A 16,987-nucleotide genomic window follows, 5' to 3' on the forward strand; every position below is an offset into this window, starting at 1 on the left:
CTTATGCAGCGTCTTGATGCAAGCGCTTCATGGCCCGAAGAATCCGGCGTTTCAGTCGTTGAGCGTGCCCAGCTCGGGGGTCGCGTCGTCTGCCGCTTCGTCGGACCAGTTGGTGCGCCAGATTTCCGCCGACCAGTGACCGCAATGCACCGAGGGACGGTCGAAGCCGGGCCGGGAGGGCAGCAATGGCGCGACCACGACATCATGACGGGGTACGGCGAAATATGGAAACGAGTAGCGTTCTTGGCCCGAGCGATTGACGACGCGGTGCGGCGTGGATTTCAGACGGCCGCCCGACCACAGCTCCAACATGTCGCCAATGTTGACGACGAAGCCGCCCGGCGGGCAGTTGGGGGTGATCCAGCCGCCGTTGCGGGTCTGAACCTCAAGCCCGCCCACAGGATCGGGGGCGATAATGGTCAGGGCGTCTGTGTCCTTGTGCGGATGGATGCCATAGCCGCCCTCATCCGGTGCTTGAGGAGGGTAGTGCAGCAGCGTCATGTTTGTCATCGGTTCGTGGAATGCGTCGCGCAGGTGACGGTCGGTCAAACCCAGCCCCATCTCAAGTGCGCCCAGCAGCATGTCCGCCACGCGATCCAGTTGCGTCCAATAGCCAAGGATGACCGGGCCTGCCTCGGGCACTTCGGGCGGCCAGATATTCGGGCCGTAGAGCGTGCAGTCCTTGCGAATAGGCGAGTCCGCGGCGGTCTCGTAATGCAGCTTGTAGCCTTCGTATTTGTCGGCCTTGCCGGACCCGTCATTGGGTGTGAAGAACCCCATCGGAATAAACCCGCGATAGTTCTCGCGGGTGATCGCCTGATCCCATTTGGCGCTTTCGTCGATGGCAAAGATGGCCTGAACGCAGCGGCGTACCTCGGTGACCGTATCCTGAGGAATGCCGGTCCCGGTTATCGACAGAAATCCGATCTCGGTGCAGGCGTCCATTACCTGTCGAACGGTCCGATCATAGTCGGTATGGGCGGGATCGCGCAGTGGGGCGATGTCGATCGTGGGTACGTGATCCATCAATGAACCCTCACACCCTGACGGTCCAACTCGGCATGCACCGGGGCGAGGTTCAGCTCGTGTACGTCCTGATTGCTTTTCAGCGACAGAGCCGCCGCAATCCCGGCGCCCTGTCCCATAACGGCGCAGCACGCCATGTTACGGGTGGCGGCATGGGCCACCTTATCTGCTCCGTGCGACCGGCCCGCGACCAGTAGGCCCTTTATCCCCTTGGGAAGCATCGAGCGATAGGGGACCTGCATATATCGCCCGGTGGTCGGCAGGATCAGGATGCCATAGCCATCGATGAATTCGGGGTAGATGCCGATCGTGTCCTCGAACCGGCCCTGATGGCGGGCGTCGTTCTCGGTCATGTTGTAAACGGCGTCGATCTTGCGGGTGTCGCGGATGCCGATGGTCATCCCGAAGTTCCGTAATCGCGCATTTTCGCAGCCGGGCATGTATCGACGCAGTGCTTCGATGGCCAGCATTGACTGACGGCGGCCTTCGATCTCACCACGGGTCAGGCTGTCGGGGTCGGTGCCGTCAATCTCGGCCAGATGGATGAGGTTCATATAGGTCAGCTCACCCGTGTCATGCATCGCCCCCCATGTGCCCGCTATGGTGTTCAGGTTCGGCGGGATCAGACCCTCTTCGATGGCCAGCTGGAAAGGCTTCTTGACGAAGGGCGAGAACATGTCGTCCTCCTTGCCGCTGGTCTCGATGTTCCATTCGCCACCCCCGCCCCAGTCTTTGTAGGTCTGTGGATCGGCCTTGACGCCCTCCATGAAGGCGCGCTTGTCGACTCCGGCCAGGTGGAACATGACCGAGGCGGCCATCATCTCTTCACGCGCGGTCTTGTGGGTGGGTGCGCCCGCGCGGTGCGCTACGTCGGCGTCGCCGGTGGCGTCGATCACGACCTTGGCCAGAATTGCCTCACGCCCGGCTTTGGATTCGGTGATGATGCCAGTGATCCGGTCGGCCTCCATGATCGGAGCGACGAACTGACGGTGCAGCATGGGATGCACACCGGCCTCATCTACCAACTTGTCGGCCACCAACTTGAACCCTTCGCTGTCCAACTCATAGCTGAGCGATTGGCTTTCCGGCACCGCCGCGCCCATGTCCTTGGCGCGAGTTTCGAACTCCATGCCGATCCCACCGGCCTCAACTGTCTGTTCGTGGCGATACCAAGCGAAGCCCTCGACGCCCACGGCGGTGATGTTACCGCCCATGCAGCCGAAGCGGTCGACCAGAGACACCTCGGCCCCGGCACGCGCTGCGGCCAATGCGGCGGCCAGACCGGCAGGGCCGGAGCCAACGACCAGAACATCGGTTTGGTGGACTACAGGGATTTGACGGGCGGGTTCCTGAATGGTCTGCATCGGCGCCTCATGGATTTTACATTCCTGTCACAATTGAAAACCCCAACTGGCGGGTCAATCAGAAAACCGACTTACCTCAGGTCGCAAAATCGCCAATGGCCGATTGCCCCCGGCGGGGCTTTGGAATAAGGACCTTTGAAGTCGAATTCACACCTTTAAAGGTTCATCAATGCGCCTCAGCCGTTACTTTCTGCCCGTTCTCAAGGAAAACCCCTCCGAGGCCCAGATCGTCAGCCACCGGCTGATGCTGCGCGCGGGGATGATCAAACAAGCATCCGCTGGAATTTATTCTTGGCTGCCGCTGGGCTTCAAAGTGTTGCGCAAGCTGGAAAACATCATCCACGAAGAACAGGCGCGCGCGGGCCACATCGCGATCCAGATGCCCATTATCCAATCGGCGGACCTGTGGCGCGAGTCCGGTCGTTACGACGATTACGGTCAGGAAATGCTGCGTATGAAGGATCGCCACGATCGTGACATGCTGTTTACGCCGACTGCCGAAGAACTGGTGACCGATATCTTCCGCGGCCACGTCAACAGCTACAAAGATCTGCCGCTGACGCTCTATCAGATTCAGTGGAAGTTCCGTGACGAGATCCGCCCACGTTTCGGCGTGATGCGGGGCCGCGAGTTCTATATGAAAGACGGCTACAATTTCGACCTGACCAAAGAGGATGCGTTGCACGCCTATAACCGCCATCTGGTCAGCTACCTGCGCACTTATGAGCGGATGGGCTTGCAGGCCATCCCGATGCGTGCTGACTCCGGTCCTATCGGTGGCGACAACACGCATGAATTCCTCGTGCTGGCCGATACCGGCGAATCCGAGGTGTTTTATGACAGCGCGGTCACCGACCTGACATTCGGTGATCGTCAGATCGACTACGACAGCCGCGATCAGTGTCAGGCGATCCTCGAAGAGTTCACCTCGAAATACGCGCGTACGGATGAAACCCATGACGAGGCGCTGTTCAATCAAGTGCCCGAGGAGCGTCGCCGCGTGGCCCGCGGGATCGAGGTCGGCCAGATCTTTTATTTCGGCACCAAGTATTCCGAGGCGATGGGCGCGACTGTGCAAGGCCCCGATGGCAAACCGACGCCGGTCCACATGGGAAGCCACGGCATCGGCGTCAGCCGCCTGATCGGTGCCATCATCGAGGCCAGCCATGACGAAAAGGGTATCATCTGGCCCGAAGGGGTGACTCCGTTCCATTGCGGTATCGTCAATCTCAAACAAGGCGACGAAGAAGCGGATGCCGCGTGCGAGAAACTCTACGGCGCGCTGACCGCGCTGGGGCTGGAGCCGCTGTATGACGATCGTAACGAGCGGGCAGGGGGCAAGTTCGCCACCATGGACCTGATCGGCCTGCCGTGGCGCATCACCGTCGGCCCGCGTGGTCTGAAGAATGGTGTGGTCGAGCTGACCAGTCGCCGCACTGGCGAAAGCGAAGAGCTGAGCCCCGAGGCTGCGGTGACCAAGATCGCTGAAATTTACCAACTCGCAAACAGCGCCTGATATGACTGGATCGGACATAGCTCTGCCTACAGTTTCGGTCGTTACCGTAACGCGCAACCTCATTGATGAGGGACGTGTCGAGGCGATACGGGCGGCACTGGAGGCCGCCCAAGAGCAAGGCGACGCGATTGTTGAGCATGTCATTTGGGATGGTGCGTCAACCGACGGAACAGTTGCGCTGTTGAAAGAGTTGATCGCCGAATTCGAGGCGCGCCCAAGCTATGTTCCTGTCCGCTTTCAAAGCTTGCCGGACAAAAGCCTGTATGACGCCATGAACCGCGCGGTCGAAATTTCCCAGGGCGAGTACGTGGTTTTCCTTAATTCAGATGATCTGCTGACGTCGCCGGATTGTCTGCAAAAAGCGCGTGAAGAAATTGGTGCGGGGCGTCCCGATTTTTGCTTTGGACGAACCGTCTTCGTTGAAAAGGATGGAAGCAGGCGTCTTTCGCGAGAGCGCAAGGTCCATTCGATTTTGCAACGGATTCCGTTTTGCCACAACTCCATGCTGATCCGGCGCGACGTGTTCGAACGTTTCGGAGGTCACGATCTGGATCTTCGAATAGTGGCTGACTATGACCTCGTGCTCCGCATGCTGTTTGCAGGATGCGAATACCAGATGCTGTCAGTTCCAATCGCGGTTTTCCACCCTGGCGGCGTTTCTGCGGACCAGAGAAAAACTGCGCTCGAAATGACGAAGAGCTGGCGCAAGAACTACGCTCCGTTCTTTGGTGGGCGGACGTATTCCGAGGACGAAATGCTGAATTGGTTCCGGACCGGTCAGTTGCCACTGGGGTTTTGCGTGAATCTGTTGCGCCAGTCCCGGAACCGGCCGCAATTGCGTAAAGCCGCCCTGCATAGTTTAAAAGTGACCTTGAGGCGCAAACTTCAACCGTGGCGAACCTGGGACTACTTCGCGGACTGACGACCAGAGGCGTCCGTAGAATTTCGCGCCAATGATTGCGCAATAGGCATCAACCTCAATACCGCCGGGCACCCGGGGGTGCAAAAACCCTTGTACCGCTTACCCAAGGTCTGGCCGGGCTTCTAGGTTCGTTTAGGTTCAGGCCGTTCCGCCAGAACGTCGCCATCCGCGCTGTTGCCGCGTGGCACAACGATCGGACGGCCCAGGCGTCTTACCAGTTCCTTGAAATCAAAACCCAGAAAGTGCAATCCGCAGACCCTTGCGTCAGTCGCGCGATCCGTGATGCACAACCGCCCCTGACGGAACGCCATGCGATAACCTTTGTCTTTCAGGATATCGGTCAAACTTGCCCAACTTGCCGCTGTGTCGAAAAGTGGGCGCATCGTGGCACGCAACAGCGCCGCGGTTTCACAATCTAGTTCTGATGATGCATTTCGGACCAAAATAGGGTCCAACAATTCCGTATTACTCTTTACAAACATGAGCGACCCCCGCTCTTTAAAATGGTATCCCCCGTAATCCTAGGGTGACAAAGTTTCACAAAATAAGCAAAGGACGAAAGAATATTGCTTAACGAATGTTGCATTTTGAGTTCAGTATCTCACGCAACAGCTGTATTGAATTCATAACTGAAACAATCAGGGCTTGTCTGTGAACGGTGTCACAACCAAAGGTGTAGCCTTCGGTTTCGCCATCTCCTTTTGCCAGTGCGGGAGCTTCCGATTCGGAGGTGATTCGCTCCATCCCGCACCCCAAACTGGTCGCAAGGTTGCTCATCCCAGGGCAGGGCGCGCATAACCAGCTTGACCATCCGGTGAAATGCCGAAAGGGTCGCGCCGAACAAAAAAGTCCGGAGCAGACATGGCCAAGACGCCCCCGCCCTTTGCCCCATTCGAATGGAAAATCGCCTGGCGATACCTGCGCGCACGCAAGGCCGAAGGCGGCGTCAGCGTGATGACGTGGATTTCGCTGATCGGGATCACACTGGCCGTGTTCGCTCTGATTGCCACGCTGGCCGTGCGGTCGGGGTTCCGGTCGGAGTTCGTGGGCACCATTCTGGGGGCCAATGCGCATGTCACGGTCTACTCGGCAGGGAGCATGGATGCGCAGGGGCGTCTGGACCGCACCATCGAGGATTTCGACGGTGTGGCCGAACGGGTCGCGCAGGTGCCGGGTGTGGTGCGCGCGGCACCTTTGGTCAAGGGTCAGGTGTTGATCACCAATCGCGAGCGCAGCAACGGGGTCGAGGTGTTCGGCATCCAGCCTGACGATCTGCTGGACCTGCCGGGCATTGCCGAAAGTGAACAGGCGGCGGGTGATCTGTCCGAATTCCGCAATGACGAGTTCGTTGTCGCCATCGGCTCAGGCGTGGCGCGAAGCATTGGGGCCACGGTAGGTGATACGGTCAAGCTGACCTCGCCCAATGGGGTGAAGACAGCCTTTGGCACTTCACCGCGCGTCAACGCCTATCGGGTGGTCTATGTGTTCTCGGCCGGGCGCTACGACATCGACCGCACGCGTGTCTACATGCCATTCGAGCAGGCGCAGAGCTTTTTCAACCGCGAGGGTGTGGCAGACGAGATCGAAGTGATGGTTGAGCGCCCCGAAGAGCTGACGCCAATCCTGATCCCGATCCTTGAGGCTGCTGGCGAGCGCAGCCAGATCTGGACATGGCAGGACGCTTCGGGCGGGTTCCTGCGTGCGCTGGAAGTCGAAGACAACGTGATGTTCATCATCCTGTCGATCCTCGTTCTGATCGCAGCTATGAACATCGTCTCGGGTCTGATCATGCTGGTCAAAAACAAAGGCCGGGATATTGGCATCCTGCGTACCATCGGCCTGAGCGAAGGGTCGGTCCTGCGGGTGTTTTTCATCTGCGGTGCGTTCACGGGCATCCTCGGCACGGTGATGGGCGTCGTTCTGGGCTGCTTGTTTGCGATCTATATCGATCCGATCTTTTCGTTCGTGAACTTCGTCATGGGTGGCGGCGTCTGGGACCCGTCCATTCGCGGCATCTATGCTCTGCCAGCGGAACTGCACCTGTCAGATGTGCTCAAGGCGATTGGGCTGTCGCTGGGCCTGTCATTCTTTGTCACCTATTTTCCCGCCCGCCGCGCGGCGCGGCTGAACCCGGTCGAGGCGCTGCGCTATGAATGATGTGATGATGCGGTTGAATGGCCTGACCAAGACGTACTTGAAGGGTACGCCGGGAGAGGTTCAGGTACTACGCGGCGCCGACCTGGAACTGCGCGCAGGCGAGGCCGTGGCTCTGGTTGCGCCTTCTGGTGCGGGTAAATCGACCCTATTGCACATCGCGGGTCTGTTAGACACGCCGGATGAGGGTTCGGTCGAGGTCGCAGGCCAAAGTGTGACGGGAAAAGGCGACCGGACGCGCACTGCTCTGAGGAGACGGGATGTGGGCTTTGTCTATCAGTTCCACCACCTGTTGCCCGAATTCACCGCGTTGGAAAATATCACCCTGCCGCAACTGGCGAACGGGGTGTCCGAAAAGGCGGCACAAGTACGGGCAATGACCCTATTGGACCGCGTCGGCGTAGCACCGCGCGCTGATCACCGCCCAGCGGCGTTGTCAGGGGGTGAACAACAACGCGTGGCATTTTGCCGTGCACTGGCCAATAAGCCTCGGGTTTTGTTGGCGGATGAACCGACGGGAAACTTGGACCCAGAGACCTCGGATCAGGTTTTCGATGCTATGATGGCTCTGGTTCGGGACGAGGGGCTGTCGGCACTGATCGCAACACACAACATGGAGCTTGCAGCGCGGATGGATCGCAAGATGCGGCTGGACGGGGGCATGCTTAAGCCAGTTGAGTGATGGCGACCCCTGCAGCCATAACGGCGATCCCGCCCGCGCGCACCCACGTGAGCGGAGTGATCTGTGCCCCAAACAGACCAAAGTGGTCGATGGCCGCTGTGCTGATCAGTTGTCCCAGGAGAACGAAAAACACTGCGTTGCCGACGCCGAAATGCGGAGCGACGTGTGTGATCGACAGCACATAGAAGGCGATCAGGACACCCGCCAGAAGCAGATGTTTCGGAGCTTGCGCGACTTTGGACAGCGCACCCAAACCTGGAAACAGCACCATCACCAGCGCGGAGGCGCCAAAGGCGATGGCGAACAAAACAACGGCAGCGGTGGCCGGAGAGCCAATCAACCGGCCAAGAGCTGCGTTCAGCGCTGCAAGGATTGGCACGCCAACCCCGGCGGCCAACATGATGGCTGCGTATTGTGTCATCGCCCGTTCTCTCCCGCTACGTTGATCTGGATCATTGCGGCAAGCTGGCCCTCGGGCAAGCCTGTAAATGTCAATCGGGGCAGGAGGATGCGATGATCGGGCCGATACGGAATGCAGTTTCAATAGGCTTGCTGGCACTGGCATCACAAGCTGTCGCTCAGGACGTTGAGAAGGGCGCCGAGTTGTATCAGCACTACTGCGCGACGTGTCATGGGATCGATGCAACCGGGCATGGCCCGATGGCCGGAGTACTTGTCATTCAACCGGTCGACCTGACAAAATTGACCGGAGAAGATGGCGTGTTTCCAACCGCTCGCGTCGTGGCGCGGATTGACGGGCGCGAACCGCTGGTCAGCCATGGTAGTCCGATGCCGGTCTATGGGCCTTATTTCGATGGTCAGGATACGTCGATGAAAACGCCCGAGGGTCAACCGATCCTGACCAGCCAGCCGATTGTGGATCTGGTCGCATATCTGCAGACATTGCAGGGGCAGTAGGCCTTAGCGGCAGATACCCTCGATTTCAGCGCCGCTCCAGGGGATCACGATGTCGCGCTCGCGCGGCTGGCCCGGCAAAGGCGACAGATCGAAATGCGCACCCAGCATGTCATGCAGGCGCTGGGTGCGGGGGGCCTCTGGGTCCAGCGCCCGGCAGCAGACATATTCTTCGACAATCGCGCCCTGCTGTTCAAATCCGTAAGACAGAAAATCAGACGAGGTTTCGATATCGAATAGGTACGGGTCTTTATTGCCGCCATGTTCGGCCGCGGCCCGCAGCGGGTGATAGCCGGTGGTTTCCCGGTTCTGCCATTGCCAGACATGAGTCAGTTCATGCGCCAGCAGCATCGCCGCGATCAGATTCACCTGCTCGGGGAAGTCGGACATATAATCCTCGAGATACCAGTCGCGCGTGAAATAGACTTTGTTGAACAAGGCAACGGCGGCGGGTTTTGCGGTCACGACGCCCTCGACCGGTGGCGGAAGGATACGTTCACGGCAGGCGAGGCGAGGACGTTCCTTGCGGTAAAAGGTGATCGGCGCGACAGGGGCACCTTCGACCAGACGCACGCGGTCCAAATTCAAGGTCTCGCCCTGAACGGCACTGGCAAAGGCGCGCTCCTGATCCGTCAGCGGACGACCGCAGGAGGCGAGCAGGAATAGTAACGTCATCAAAATGCGCCAAGCCATGCTCAAAGCCTAATGTGAAGTGCCCTCGCTGCAACCGGTTTTCACAGGCTCATCGCTAATACGCGGCTTATTTCCGTCAGTGATCGCCGGGATTGGTCCATCCATGTGTTAAAGGCCTGTTGTACAGCCGCCATCGCCTTTTTCGAACTGGGGGCTTTGTCGACCACGCCCTCGGCAATCAACCGTGCGATGACATCGCGCGACAAGATGAAACTGTCCCGCCCGGCAAAGCGCATGGCGTATTGGGCCGAGGCCCCACCCAGGCGTGATCCGCGTTTGCTCAGCATCGCCAACAGGCCCACATAATCGGTTGAGGGCCAGCCGCCCAGAATCTGACCGACCCCGCCTTCCTGTCGCAGTTCCAGCAGAAACGCCGCATTGTCCCGGATGGTGGCAATCTTGGTGCCATTGCGCACAATGCGCGTGTCCTGCAACAGAGAGTCGAATTTCTCGTCATCCATAAAGGCGCAGCGGCCAATGTCGAATCCGTCAAAGGCGGTCTCGAACCCGTCCCACTTGTTTTCGATGACCTTCCAGTTGAACCCGGCCTGAAAGATGCACTTCGTGATGATCGACAACCAGCGATCGTCCGGCATTGCGGCCAATTCGGTCACGCTTTTGGGTTTGCTCAGCTTTGCCTCCAAAGCGTCGGGCCCGCCGTGCCGGTTGGCGGCCATGGTGTAGATGTCATCGAATTGGTTCATCGAGATCCTCCGACGGCAGGGTCGCGTGTTCGCCGCCGGGTTGCAAGTGCTGGTTCTGATCCAAATAGCCTTGTGCACCGGACTTGACTTCGGACAAAGACCGCTCCTCATTCGACGCCTAAACCGGGCCAACACTCACGGAGACTACCATGCTGGGCTGGAGCCTTTTTCTTGCAGCGTTGATTACATTCCTGCTGACCCACGCCATTCCGGCGCGGCCCGCGATGCGCGGGCGGTTGATCGAGGTAATGGGGCGCAGGGGCTATTTTGCCGCCTATTCTGTTTTATCCCTGCTTGTTCTCGGCTGGCTGATCGTTGCTGCCGCGCAGGCGCCTTACGTCGAGGTGATTCCGCCCTTTGTCGTTCTGCGCTGGGTGCCACTGCTGGTGATGCCGGTTGTGTGCTGGTTAGCTTTGGCGGGGATGTCGATTCAGAATCCGTTTTCGTTCGGCGGGCTGGGGCACCGCCGGTTCGATCCGGAAAATCCCGGCATCCTGCGCACAACGCGCCACCCTTTGCTGGCAGCGCTGATGCTGTGGGCGCTGGCGCATCTGCTGGCCAATGGCAGCCTGTCGCATGTCATCCTGTTTGGCCTGTTCGCGGGCTTTGCCGTGCTGGGCATGTCTCTGATCGACCGACGCAAGGCCCGTGAGATGGGGATCGAATGGACACGCCTGTCCCGCAATACCGCACGGTTTTCCTTGTGGGCTCCGCGCCCTTGGCCCGGCGTTTGGATTGGGTTGGTTTCACTTGCCGTATTTGCGGCACTGCTTCACCTGCACGCACCTGTGATCGGCCTGTCTCCGTTACCGTAACGCGAGGGAGTGGCCGGGCAGGGTCATGCGTGCTATCTGGAATGTCACACTTTTGGACTGAGAGGGTCTTTCAATGTATCTGGCCTATGTCACTACCACCGACCGCGGCGCGACCGACCGCCTGCTGAGCGCGGTTGCCGAGCACCTGCTGGCCACCGGCGCCCGTTTGTCCGGTGTGGTTCAAACCAACACCGAATGTGCCGACAGCAGCAAATGCGACATGGATGTGCGCGTCCTGCCGGATGGAGAGACCATCCGCATCTCGCAGTCTTTGGGTGAACACGCGCGGGGATGCCGTTTGGATCCGGCGGCGTTGGAGCAGGCGGTGGGGTATGTCACCAATTCGCTTGAGGACGCACCACAGCTGTTGATCATCAACAAGTTCGGCAAGCACGAATCCGACGGGCGCGGGTTCCGTCCCGTGATCGCCGAAGCGTTAGCTCAGGATATTCCGGTGCTGGTCGGAGTGAACGGCCTGAACAATGAAAAGTTTCAGGAATTCACCGAAGGCGCGGCGGAACAGATCACTCCAAGTCTCGAGGCCATTACCGAATGGTTCGACCGGGTCACGGCGCAGCGCGCGGCCGCGGCCTGACGTAAGTTTCGTTGGGTAACCCTCTGTATCCCTGACTTGTTTAGGCCTGCATGTGCTGCAATCCTCTGATCTCGGAGGAGGCAGCACATGTGGACAAACTGGGCAGCAAACCAGAGCGCTGAGACGACGATCACACGCCCCAACTCGATCGCCGAGATGCAGGAGGCCATAGCGGAAACGCTGAGCCTGCGCGTTGTGGGGGCCGGGCATTCGTTCACGCCCATCGTCGCGGGCGGAGACCGAATTCTGGATCTGTCCAATCTGGACATACCTACGCTTGGTGATCGGGAAGATGACCGGATTTGGGTCAACGCAAATGCGCGGCTGCGGGATCTGTCTCCGGCGCTGGCCGAGCAGGGGCTGGCCTTTCGCAATCTCGGCGATATCAACGCGCAATCGTTGGCCGGGGCGGCCTCGACCGCGACGCACGGGACTGGGCGCACGCTGCCATGTCTTGCCGCTGAAATCACCGCCGCGAAGCTGGTTACTGCAGGCGGAGAAATCCAGTCCACCGACGACATACCGCTTGAAATGGCGCAGGTGACACTGGGGATGCTCGGCGTTTTAACCGAAGCGCAAATCTCGGTTGTGCCAAAGTACAACCTGCGCCGCCGGGTACGATTGGTCGATCTGCAGGACAGCCTCGCCAACATGCACCAAAACTGGGCACAGAATCGCAATTTCGAGTTCTTCTACATTCCCTTCACCGGCAAGGCGGTCGAAATCCGCCACGACCTGACTGACGCGCCCGAGGGGGCGGCGCCGCGTGATCTGGACATGATCGCCGTCAAGGTGCTGAAGCTTGCGCGCAACGCAGGCCGGCTTAGTGGCGGGTTGCGCGGTATGCTGCTGAAGTTGCTGACCTTGGCCCAATCGAACGAAGACTATGTCGGTGAAAGCTGGCGAGTACTGTGCAGCGACCGGCATATTCGGTTCAACGAGATGGAGTACCACTTACCGCCCGACGTGGCCGGAGACGTGCTGAAAGAAGTCATCACTCGTCTGCATCGCGATCACAAGGACATCTATTTCCCGATTGAAGTGCGCCAGACTGCGGGCGACACGGCCTGCCTGTCTCCGTTCCAGGGCGGTCCGCGGATATCGATTGCCGTGCACACGGATGCGAATGAAGGTCATCGCCGGTACTTCGACGCGCTGGAGCCTTTGTTTGTCGAGGCAGGCGGACGTCCGCACTGGGGGAAGATGCACAGCCTGACCCACAAGGCGCTGTCGGGTATGTACCCGGATTTCGACCGCTTCTGCGCGTTGCGGGAACAATTAGATCCCGACGGCAAGTTCCTGACGCCCGCTTTGACCAAACTGTTTCGGCCATGACTGAGTATCTGAAGAATCTGTCCGACACGCTGCGTGCCTATGGTGTCGACAAGCCGGTCACGGTGATTGATCTGGATCGTCTGGAGACCAATTGTGCCCTTGCCGTCAGCGGCGCAGACGTCGGGCTAAACCGCCGTCTGGTCGCTAAGTCTCTGCCCTGTTTGCCACTTCTGGACCACATCCGCGGGCGGATATCAACCTCGGGCCTGATGACCTTTTCCGAGCCGATGCTACTGGCGCTGTTGCAGGCCGAGCCCAAGACGGATCATCTGATCGGCAAACCGCTTCCGGTCAGTTCTGCCGCACGGGTTCTGGCCGCGTACCCTGACGCTGCGGCGCGCGTTCAGTGGCTGATCGACACGCCGGAACGCTTGCAGGACTATCTGGCGCTTGCGGCGGATGTACAGTCAGCCCTCCGCTTGTCGCTGGAGGTGGATATAGGTCTGCATCGCGGAGGGTTTCGACCGGAGCACGTTGCCGGTATCGCACAAAAAATCGACACAAACCCCAACGCGCGCCTGTCGGGCATAATGGGGTATGAGGCGCATCTGGCTAAGCTGCCGAAGTTTCTGAGAAAACGCGCCACACAGATGAGCGCGGGTGCCTTCCAGCAGGCGGTTGCCAGCTTGCCCATGGGCGGGGAAGGGCTGTGTTTGAACACTGGCGGTAGCCTGACTTTTCAGTCCTACGCTGCAGGTAATGGCGCGACCGAAGTTGCCTTTGGATCAGTGTTGGCCAAGCCAAGCGATTTCGACCATGCCACAACGCAAGAGTTTCATCCCTCAGCATTTGTGGCCACTCCGGTTCTCAAATCAATGCCGGGAAACCCTGTGCCCGGGCTAGAGTTTTTGCCGCGAACCAAAACGGATGTCGCGGTGTTTGGCGGGCAAATTCTGGCGCAGCCCGTTTTCCCGAAAGGTTTTGGATATTCGTCGATCTTTGGCCGTTCCAGCAATCAAGAGATCTGGACCGGGCCGCGTTCGGCCTTGGTTGCACCCGGTGATATCGCGCTGTTGCGCCCGACACAAAGCGAAGCGGTGCTGAACCAGTTCGGAACCCTGCTGGCAATCCGGGGGAAGCAGGTGGTCGCAGAATGGGAATGCCTGCCGAATTAACGGCCCGTTGCACTTTGTCATAATCTAAGGAAGATGGTGGGCGACCCTGGAATCGAACCAGGCGTGCGTCTCCGCGAGGGAGTTACAGTCCCCTGCCACACCTTGCGGCCTGTCGCCCACTGTCAGGCGTTGCACCTGACGTGGAGGCGTGATTACTAGCGCTCTAAAGGAGCGTCAACAGGAAAATACTGCTTTGACGCAGGAAACCGAATTCCCGGCCCGGAGGCCCAAGAAATGAAGAAACCCAAGTGGGTCGTTGAAAAGGAACAGGCGCGCAAAGCGGCGGCTGCGGAAACCGTCTGGCTGTTTGGTCTGCACGCCGTTCGCGATGCGCTGATGAACCCCAAGCGGCAGAAATTGCGTCTGATCGTGACGCGAAATGCACGCGATAAACTGACCGAAGCGATTGAATTTGCTGGGATCGAAGCCGAAATGGTTGATCCGCGCAAGTTCTCGGCACCCATAGATCCAGGGTCTGTTCATCAGGGCGCCGCGCTTGAGGTAAAGCCGCTGGACTGGGGCAGTCTGGCCGAGAATTGCATCGGGCGCGAACACCCCCGCGTGATTCTGCTGGATCGGGTTACCGACCCGCACAATGTCGGGGCGATTCTGCGCTCGGCTGAGGTTCTGGGCGCCAGTGCGGTGATCGGCACGCGGCACCATTCAGCTCCGGAAACCGGTGCGCTGGCCAAAACGGCAAGCGGCGCGCTGGAACGGCAACCCTACCTGCGGGTCCGCAATCTGGCAGACGCGATCGTAGAGCTGCAGAACATGGGCTTTTTGGTGCTGGGCCTGGATGGTGAAGCTGACGACACTATCGAATCGGCTCTGGGCGGAAAGTCGGACCAGCCTGTCGCGTTGGTGCTGGGGGCCGAAGGGCCGGGATTGCGTCAGAAAACCAAGGAAACCGTGGACCGGCTGGTGAAAATCGACGCAGCCGGGGGATTTGGCTCGCTTAACGTCTCAAATGCTGCCGCAATCGCCTTATATGCCTCAAGGCACAGATAAACAGGAGAGACCCATTCCCAGCCCGTCAAAAATCGCCACCTGCTGCTATTGCGGAACCCGCGCTGCGTTGGTTCTGAAAGGAAAGCAACGTCAAGAGCTGAGTTGTTCAAGCTGCGGTGCGCCGTTGCATGACCTCAAGATGGTGCCAAAACGCAAATTGAACGAGAAAAAGGCAAGACGGGACGCCGTGAATGCAGCCGGCAACTTTAAGAAAAAGAAGCAGAAAAAGAAGAAAGGTGTCTTCTCACGTGTTCTGGATGAAGCATGGGACGTCATCGAAGATATTTTCGACTAAAATGACGTCCGGGCGACACAGTCGATCACAACCCCGTTAAATGGGGTTCCACTGCGCCGCAAAAATTGCATCTTGAGACCCTGATGTCTGAAATCCTAACACCGTTATGCTAACCCGACGTTTCCTTTTTGGCGCGATAGCCGCCGCTTTGATTGCTCCTGCCGCGACGGCGCAAGAGATGCCCGTATACTATGAGGCCGATGGCGCGGCCCTCGCAGGGTATGATCCGGTGTCTTATTTTGAAAGCGACGCACCGGTGCTGGGTCAGCCCCAATACGCAGTCATGTGGAAAGGGGTCGAATGGCACTTTGCCTCAGACGAAAACCGTGAGGCGTTCGAACGTGATCCGCGCGCCTTTGCGCCTCAGTTCGGGGGGTATTGCGCTTATGCCATGGCCAAGGGGATACTGGTCGGCACCGATCCGATGGCCTGGCAGGTGGTCGACGGTCGATTGTATCTGACCCACTCGCTTGAGATAGAGGAAATGTGGCGCGAAGCGACGGCCGAGTATATCCGCATGGCCGAGGCGCACTGGCCCGTTGTCCTTTACGAGCAATAGGCGACAGTTCGCTTTTTGTGATATGTCATCACAAAAATGCGCGCCCCCTCTTTTTTTCTCTCAACTTATGCCTAAATGTCACAGTGACCGCGGAACGGAACTGCCGCGGGTCATTTCACTGTCCCTCGTTCCAACAACTGGCGCTCAGGTTCGACCTGAGCGCTTTTTTCTTTTTGGCAGCCAGATTAGGGTGGCCGCATGAGCGAATATACCGACGCGTTTCTGAAAGACATCCTACAGCGCACCAGGGTGATCGCTGTGGTTGGCGTTTCAATGAATCCGGTCAGGCCGAGTTATTACGTGGCGAGGTATCTGTCGTTGAAGGGGTTTACGGTCATTCCAGTCAATCCGGGCCATGCCGGGGCCGAGTTGTTTGGTCAGATCGTCAGGGCCTCACTGACCGAGATTCCTGAGCCTGTGGACATGGTTGATATCTTCCGCAGGTCCGAGGCCGTACCGCCAATCGTCGATGTGGCGCTGGCCACTTTCCCGAACCTACGCACGGTCTGGATGCAAATCGGTGTCGAGAACGGGGATGCTGCCGCCAAAGCGCAGGCACGCGGCGTGGATGTGATCATGAATCGCTGCCCTAAGATTGAATACCAGCGCCTGTTCGGGGAGCTACGTATGGGCGGATTTGCCACTGGCGTGATCTCCTCCAAGATCTAGCCGCCGACATAGGGCAGTAATTCACCGTATTGTTCCACCCGGCGCTTATCCAAGACAACGTCGCGCGGCACCCATTCGTATTTCGTGTCTTCGATCAGTGGCGACCAGAACAGCACCCCGCCATAGCGCCATGGGTCCAACACCACGCCGTCAAACATCGTCTCACCCTTCCGGCTGATGATAGCGGTGCTGTGGTCGATTCTGAACGGGTTGTCGGCATTGGCAATGGCGCGGTGCAGCTCAAGCGTCTCGAAGTTCTCTTGCTTCAACCGGCGTTCGATATCTTCGGCCCAGTGCCAGCAGAGCCCGCGCGGGCGCAGGCCCTTGTTGACCTTGGCGTTATGGACCAGCGGAGGGTCGGTGATCTCGTACTCCTGCACCAGCTGCGCGGTATAGGAATAGGCGACACGGGCGGCGCGGTCGGCCTCTTCCGGGTCGATATCCGGGCCTAGGCTGCGGATTTCGTTCGCTAGCCGCTGAACCTCGTCCCCCGTGGATAGTGGAGGGGCGGAACATGCGCCCAGCGTCACAAGGGCCAGAACAACGGCCAAAGCTCTGATCATTATTTGCCCTTCGATCTGTGGACCGTAAGGCCCGATCATAATGGGTAGAGTGGAGAG

20 protein-coding genes and 1 tRNA gene are annotated in these 16,987 nt (G+C 59.0%); 13 read left to right on the plus strand and 8 right to left on the minus strand.

Going from position 1 to position 16,987, the window contains the following annotated elements:
• Positions 1 to 51: 51 nt before the first annotated feature.
• On the minus strand, positions 52 to 1,026 hold the full coding sequence (locus tag AC2FEE_RS02480) for an isopenicillin N synthase family dioxygenase (protein WP_496862838.1): 975 nt from the start codon (positions 1,024 to 1,026) through the stop codon (positions 52 to 54).
• Positions 1,026 to 2,390: an FAD-dependent oxidoreductase gene (locus tag AC2FEE_RS02485; protein WP_496862839.1), complete on the minus strand. Its 1,365-nt coding sequence runs from the start codon at positions 2,388 to 2,390 to the stop codon at positions 1,026 to 1,028. Before AC2FEE_RS02485 ends, AC2FEE_RS02480 begins: the two co-directional genes overlap by 1 nt.
• Before the next feature lie 169 nt (positions 2,391 to 2,559).
• On the opposite strand from AC2FEE_RS02485, the gene proS reads away from it, so the two are divergent.
• Both proS and AC2FEE_RS02495 read left to right on the plus strand, forming a co-directional pair.
• Positions 2,560 to 3,906, plus strand: a complete 1,347-nt coding sequence (gene proS, locus AC2FEE_RS02490; protein WP_496862840.1) for a proline--tRNA ligase — start codon at positions 2,560 to 2,562, stop codon at positions 3,904 to 3,906.
• A 1-nt stretch (position 3,907) separates the two neighbouring features.
• Positions 3,908 to 4,828, plus strand: coding sequence for a glycosyltransferase family 2 protein (locus AC2FEE_RS02495; RefSeq protein ID WP_496862842.1), 921 nt, complete (start codon positions 3,908 to 3,910; stop codon positions 4,826 to 4,828).
• Positions 4,829 to 4,950: 122 nt separating this feature from the next.
• Here AC2FEE_RS02495 and AC2FEE_RS02500 read toward each other — a convergent pair whose 3' ends face one another.
• Positions 4,951 to 5,211: a hypothetical protein gene (locus AC2FEE_RS02500; protein WP_496862843.1), complete on the minus strand. Its 261-nt coding sequence runs from the start codon at positions 5,209 to 5,211 to the stop codon at positions 4,951 to 4,953.
• 478 nt (positions 5,212 to 5,689) lie between these two features.
• On the opposite strand from AC2FEE_RS02500, the gene AC2FEE_RS02505 reads away from it, so the two are divergent.
• Both AC2FEE_RS02505 and AC2FEE_RS02510 read left to right on the plus strand, forming a co-directional pair.
• Complete coding sequence (locus AC2FEE_RS02505; RefSeq protein ID WP_496862844.1) at positions 5,690 to 6,985, plus strand: lipoprotein-releasing ABC transporter permease subunit; 1,296 nt, start codon at positions 5,690 to 5,692, stop codon at positions 6,983 to 6,985.
• Positions 6,978 to 7,664, plus strand: coding sequence for an ABC transporter ATP-binding protein (locus AC2FEE_RS02510; protein WP_496862845.1), 687 nt, complete (start codon positions 6,978 to 6,980; stop codon positions 7,662 to 7,664). The genes AC2FEE_RS02505 and AC2FEE_RS02510 overlap by 8 nt, the downstream gene beginning before the upstream one ends.
• Here AC2FEE_RS02510 and AC2FEE_RS02515 read toward each other — a convergent pair.
• Positions 7,648 to 8,085 (minus strand): DMT family transporter, encoded by a 438-nt coding sequence (locus tag AC2FEE_RS02515; RefSeq protein WP_496862846.1) that lies wholly within the window; start codon positions 8,083 to 8,085, stop codon positions 7,648 to 7,650. The genes AC2FEE_RS02510 and AC2FEE_RS02515 overlap by 17 nt on opposite strands.
• 92 nt (positions 8,086 to 8,177) lie before the next feature.
• Here AC2FEE_RS02515 and AC2FEE_RS02520 point away from each other — a divergent pair, with 92 nt between their 5' ends.
• Positions 8,178 to 8,582 (plus strand): c-type cytochrome, encoded by a 405-nt coding sequence (locus AC2FEE_RS02520; protein ID WP_496862848.1) that lies wholly within the window; start codon positions 8,178 to 8,180, stop codon positions 8,580 to 8,582.
• Between the two features lie 3 nt (positions 8,583 to 8,585).
• On the opposite strand, the gene AC2FEE_RS02525 is transcribed toward AC2FEE_RS02520, so the two are convergent.
• Entirely contained in the window at positions 8,586 to 9,272 is a 687-nt protein-coding gene (locus tag AC2FEE_RS02525) for a hypothetical protein (protein ID WP_496862849.1), read from the minus strand.
• Between the two features lie 41 nt (positions 9,273 to 9,313).
• The gene (locus AC2FEE_RS02530; RefSeq protein ID WP_496862851.1) at positions 9,314 to 9,976 is read right to left on the minus strand and encodes a DNA-3-methyladenine glycosylase I; all 663 of its coding nucleotides are present in this window, start codon (positions 9,974 to 9,976) and stop codon (positions 9,314 to 9,316) included.
• 149 nt (positions 9,977 to 10,125) lie between these two features.
• Between AC2FEE_RS02530 and AC2FEE_RS02535 the strand changes: the two genes are divergently transcribed.
• The 4 genes from AC2FEE_RS02535 (at position 10,126) to AC2FEE_RS02550 (ending at position 13,836) form a co-directional block, all read left to right on the plus strand.
• Entirely contained in the window at positions 10,126 to 10,791 is a 666-nt protein-coding gene (locus AC2FEE_RS02535) for an NnrU family protein (RefSeq protein WP_496862852.1), read from the plus strand.
• A 73-nt stretch (positions 10,792 to 10,864) separates the two neighbouring features.
• Positions 10,865 to 11,386, plus strand: a complete 522-nt coding sequence (locus AC2FEE_RS02540) for a DUF2478 domain-containing protein (RefSeq protein WP_496862853.1) — start codon at positions 10,865 to 10,867, stop codon at positions 11,384 to 11,386.
• 87 nt (positions 11,387 to 11,473) lie between these two features.
• A complete protein-coding gene (locus tag AC2FEE_RS02545) occupies positions 11,474 to 12,721 on the plus strand; it encodes a D-arabinono-1,4-lactone oxidase (protein WP_496862855.1) in 1,248 nt (415 codons plus the stop codon).
• On the plus strand, positions 12,718 to 13,836 hold the full coding sequence (locus AC2FEE_RS02550) for an alanine racemase (RefSeq protein WP_496862856.1): 1,119 nt from the start codon (positions 12,718 to 12,720) through the stop codon (positions 13,834 to 13,836). Before AC2FEE_RS02545 ends, AC2FEE_RS02550 begins: the two co-directional genes overlap by 4 nt.
• A 34-nt stretch (positions 13,837 to 13,870) precedes the next feature.
• On the opposite strand, the gene AC2FEE_RS02555 is transcribed toward AC2FEE_RS02550, so the two are convergent.
• A tRNA-Tyr gene (locus tag AC2FEE_RS02555) sits at positions 13,871 to 13,954 on the minus strand.
• Between the two features lie 116 nt (positions 13,955 to 14,070).
• Between AC2FEE_RS02555 and rlmB the strand changes: the two genes are divergently transcribed.
• The 4 genes from rlmB to AC2FEE_RS02575 all read left to right on the plus strand — a co-directional run bounded on the left by rlmB (position 14,071) and on the right by AC2FEE_RS02575 (position 16,367).
• Positions 14,071 to 14,844, plus strand: coding sequence for a 23S rRNA (guanosine(2251)-2'-O)-methyltransferase RlmB (gene rlmB / locus AC2FEE_RS02560; protein ID WP_496862858.1), 774 nt, complete (start codon positions 14,071 to 14,073; stop codon positions 14,842 to 14,844).
• A gap of 13 nt (positions 14,845 to 14,857) precedes the next feature.
• Complete coding sequence (locus tag AC2FEE_RS02565; protein ID WP_496863027.1) at positions 14,858 to 15,139, plus strand: hypothetical protein; 282 nt, start codon at positions 14,858 to 14,860, stop codon at positions 15,137 to 15,139.
• A 106-nt stretch (positions 15,140 to 15,245) separates the two neighbouring features.
• Complete coding sequence (locus AC2FEE_RS02570; protein ID WP_496862859.1) at positions 15,246 to 15,698, plus strand: YHS domain-containing (seleno)protein; 453 nt, start codon at positions 15,246 to 15,248, stop codon at positions 15,696 to 15,698.
• Between the two features lie 198 nt (positions 15,699 to 15,896).
• Entirely contained in the window at positions 15,897 to 16,367 is a 471-nt protein-coding gene (locus AC2FEE_RS02575; protein ID WP_496862860.1) for a CoA-binding protein, read from the plus strand.
• Here the strand turns inward: AC2FEE_RS02575 and AC2FEE_RS02580 are convergent.
• Entirely contained in the window at positions 16,364 to 16,930 is a 567-nt protein-coding gene (locus AC2FEE_RS02580) for a hypothetical protein (RefSeq protein ID WP_496862861.1), read from the minus strand. The genes AC2FEE_RS02575 and AC2FEE_RS02580 overlap by 4 nt on opposite strands.
• Between the last annotated feature and the right edge of the window lie 57 nt (positions 16,931 to 16,987).

This window comes from Ruegeria sp. YTSC199 (assembly GCF_059609725.1).

Excerpts from the sequence above, each read along its gene's own strand:
- AC2FEE_RS02480 (WP_496862838.1), bottom strand. The coding sequence starts at position 1,026 with ATGGATCACGTACCCACGATCGACATCGCCCCACTGCGCGATCCCGCC.
- AC2FEE_RS02485 (WP_496862839.1), bottom strand. The coding sequence starts at position 2,390 with ATGCAGACCATTCAGGAACCCGCCCGTCAAATCCCTGTAGTCCACCAA.
- proS (WP_496862840.1), top strand. The coding sequence starts at position 2,560 with ATGCGCCTCAGCCGTTACTTTCTGCCCGTTCTCAAGGAAAACCCCTCC.
- AC2FEE_RS02495 (WP_496862842.1), top strand. The coding sequence starts at position 3,908 with ATGACTGGATCGGACATAGCTCTGCCTACAGTTTCGGTCGTTACCGTA.
- AC2FEE_RS02500 (WP_496862843.1), bottom strand. The coding sequence starts at position 5,211 with ATGCGCCCACTTTTCGACACAGCGGCAAGTTGGGCAAGTTTGACCGAT.
- AC2FEE_RS02505 (WP_496862844.1), top strand. The coding sequence starts at position 5,690 with ATGGCCAAGACGCCCCCGCCCTTTGCCCCATTCGAATGGAAAATCGCC.
- AC2FEE_RS02510 (WP_496862845.1), top strand. The coding sequence starts at position 6,978 with ATGAATGATGTGATGATGCGGTTGAATGGCCTGACCAAGACGTACTTG.
- AC2FEE_RS02515 (WP_496862846.1), bottom strand. The coding sequence starts at position 8,085 with ATGACACAATACGCAGCCATCATGTTGGCCGCCGGGGTTGGCGTGCCA.
- AC2FEE_RS02520 (WP_496862848.1), top strand. The coding sequence starts at position 8,178 with ATGATCGGGCCGATACGGAATGCAGTTTCAATAGGCTTGCTGGCACTG.
- AC2FEE_RS02525 (WP_496862849.1), bottom strand. The coding sequence starts at position 9,272 with ATGGCTTGGCGCATTTTGATGACGTTACTATTCCTGCTCGCCTCCTGC.
- AC2FEE_RS02530 (WP_496862851.1), bottom strand. The coding sequence starts at position 9,976 with ATGAACCAATTCGATGACATCTACACCATGGCCGCCAACCGGCACGGC.
- AC2FEE_RS02535 (WP_496862852.1), top strand. The coding sequence starts at position 10,126 with ATGCTGGGCTGGAGCCTTTTTCTTGCAGCGTTGATTACATTCCTGCTG.
- AC2FEE_RS02540 (WP_496862853.1), top strand. The coding sequence starts at position 10,865 with ATGTATCTGGCCTATGTCACTACCACCGACCGCGGCGCGACCGACCGC.
- AC2FEE_RS02545 (WP_496862855.1), top strand. The coding sequence starts at position 11,474 with ATGTGGACAAACTGGGCAGCAAACCAGAGCGCTGAGACGACGATCACA.
- AC2FEE_RS02550 (WP_496862856.1), top strand. The coding sequence starts at position 12,718 with ATGACTGAGTATCTGAAGAATCTGTCCGACACGCTGCGTGCCTATGGT.
- rlmB (WP_496862858.1), top strand. The coding sequence starts at position 14,071 with ATGAAGAAACCCAAGTGGGTCGTTGAAAAGGAACAGGCGCGCAAAGCG.
- AC2FEE_RS02570 (WP_496862859.1), top strand. The coding sequence starts at position 15,246 with ATGCTAACCCGACGTTTCCTTTTTGGCGCGATAGCCGCCGCTTTGATT.
- AC2FEE_RS02575 (WP_496862860.1), top strand. The coding sequence starts at position 15,897 with ATGAGCGAATATACCGACGCGTTTCTGAAAGACATCCTACAGCGCACC.
- AC2FEE_RS02580 (WP_496862861.1), bottom strand. The coding sequence starts at position 16,930 with ATGATCAGAGCTTTGGCCGTTGTTCTGGCCCTTGTGACGCTGGGCGCA.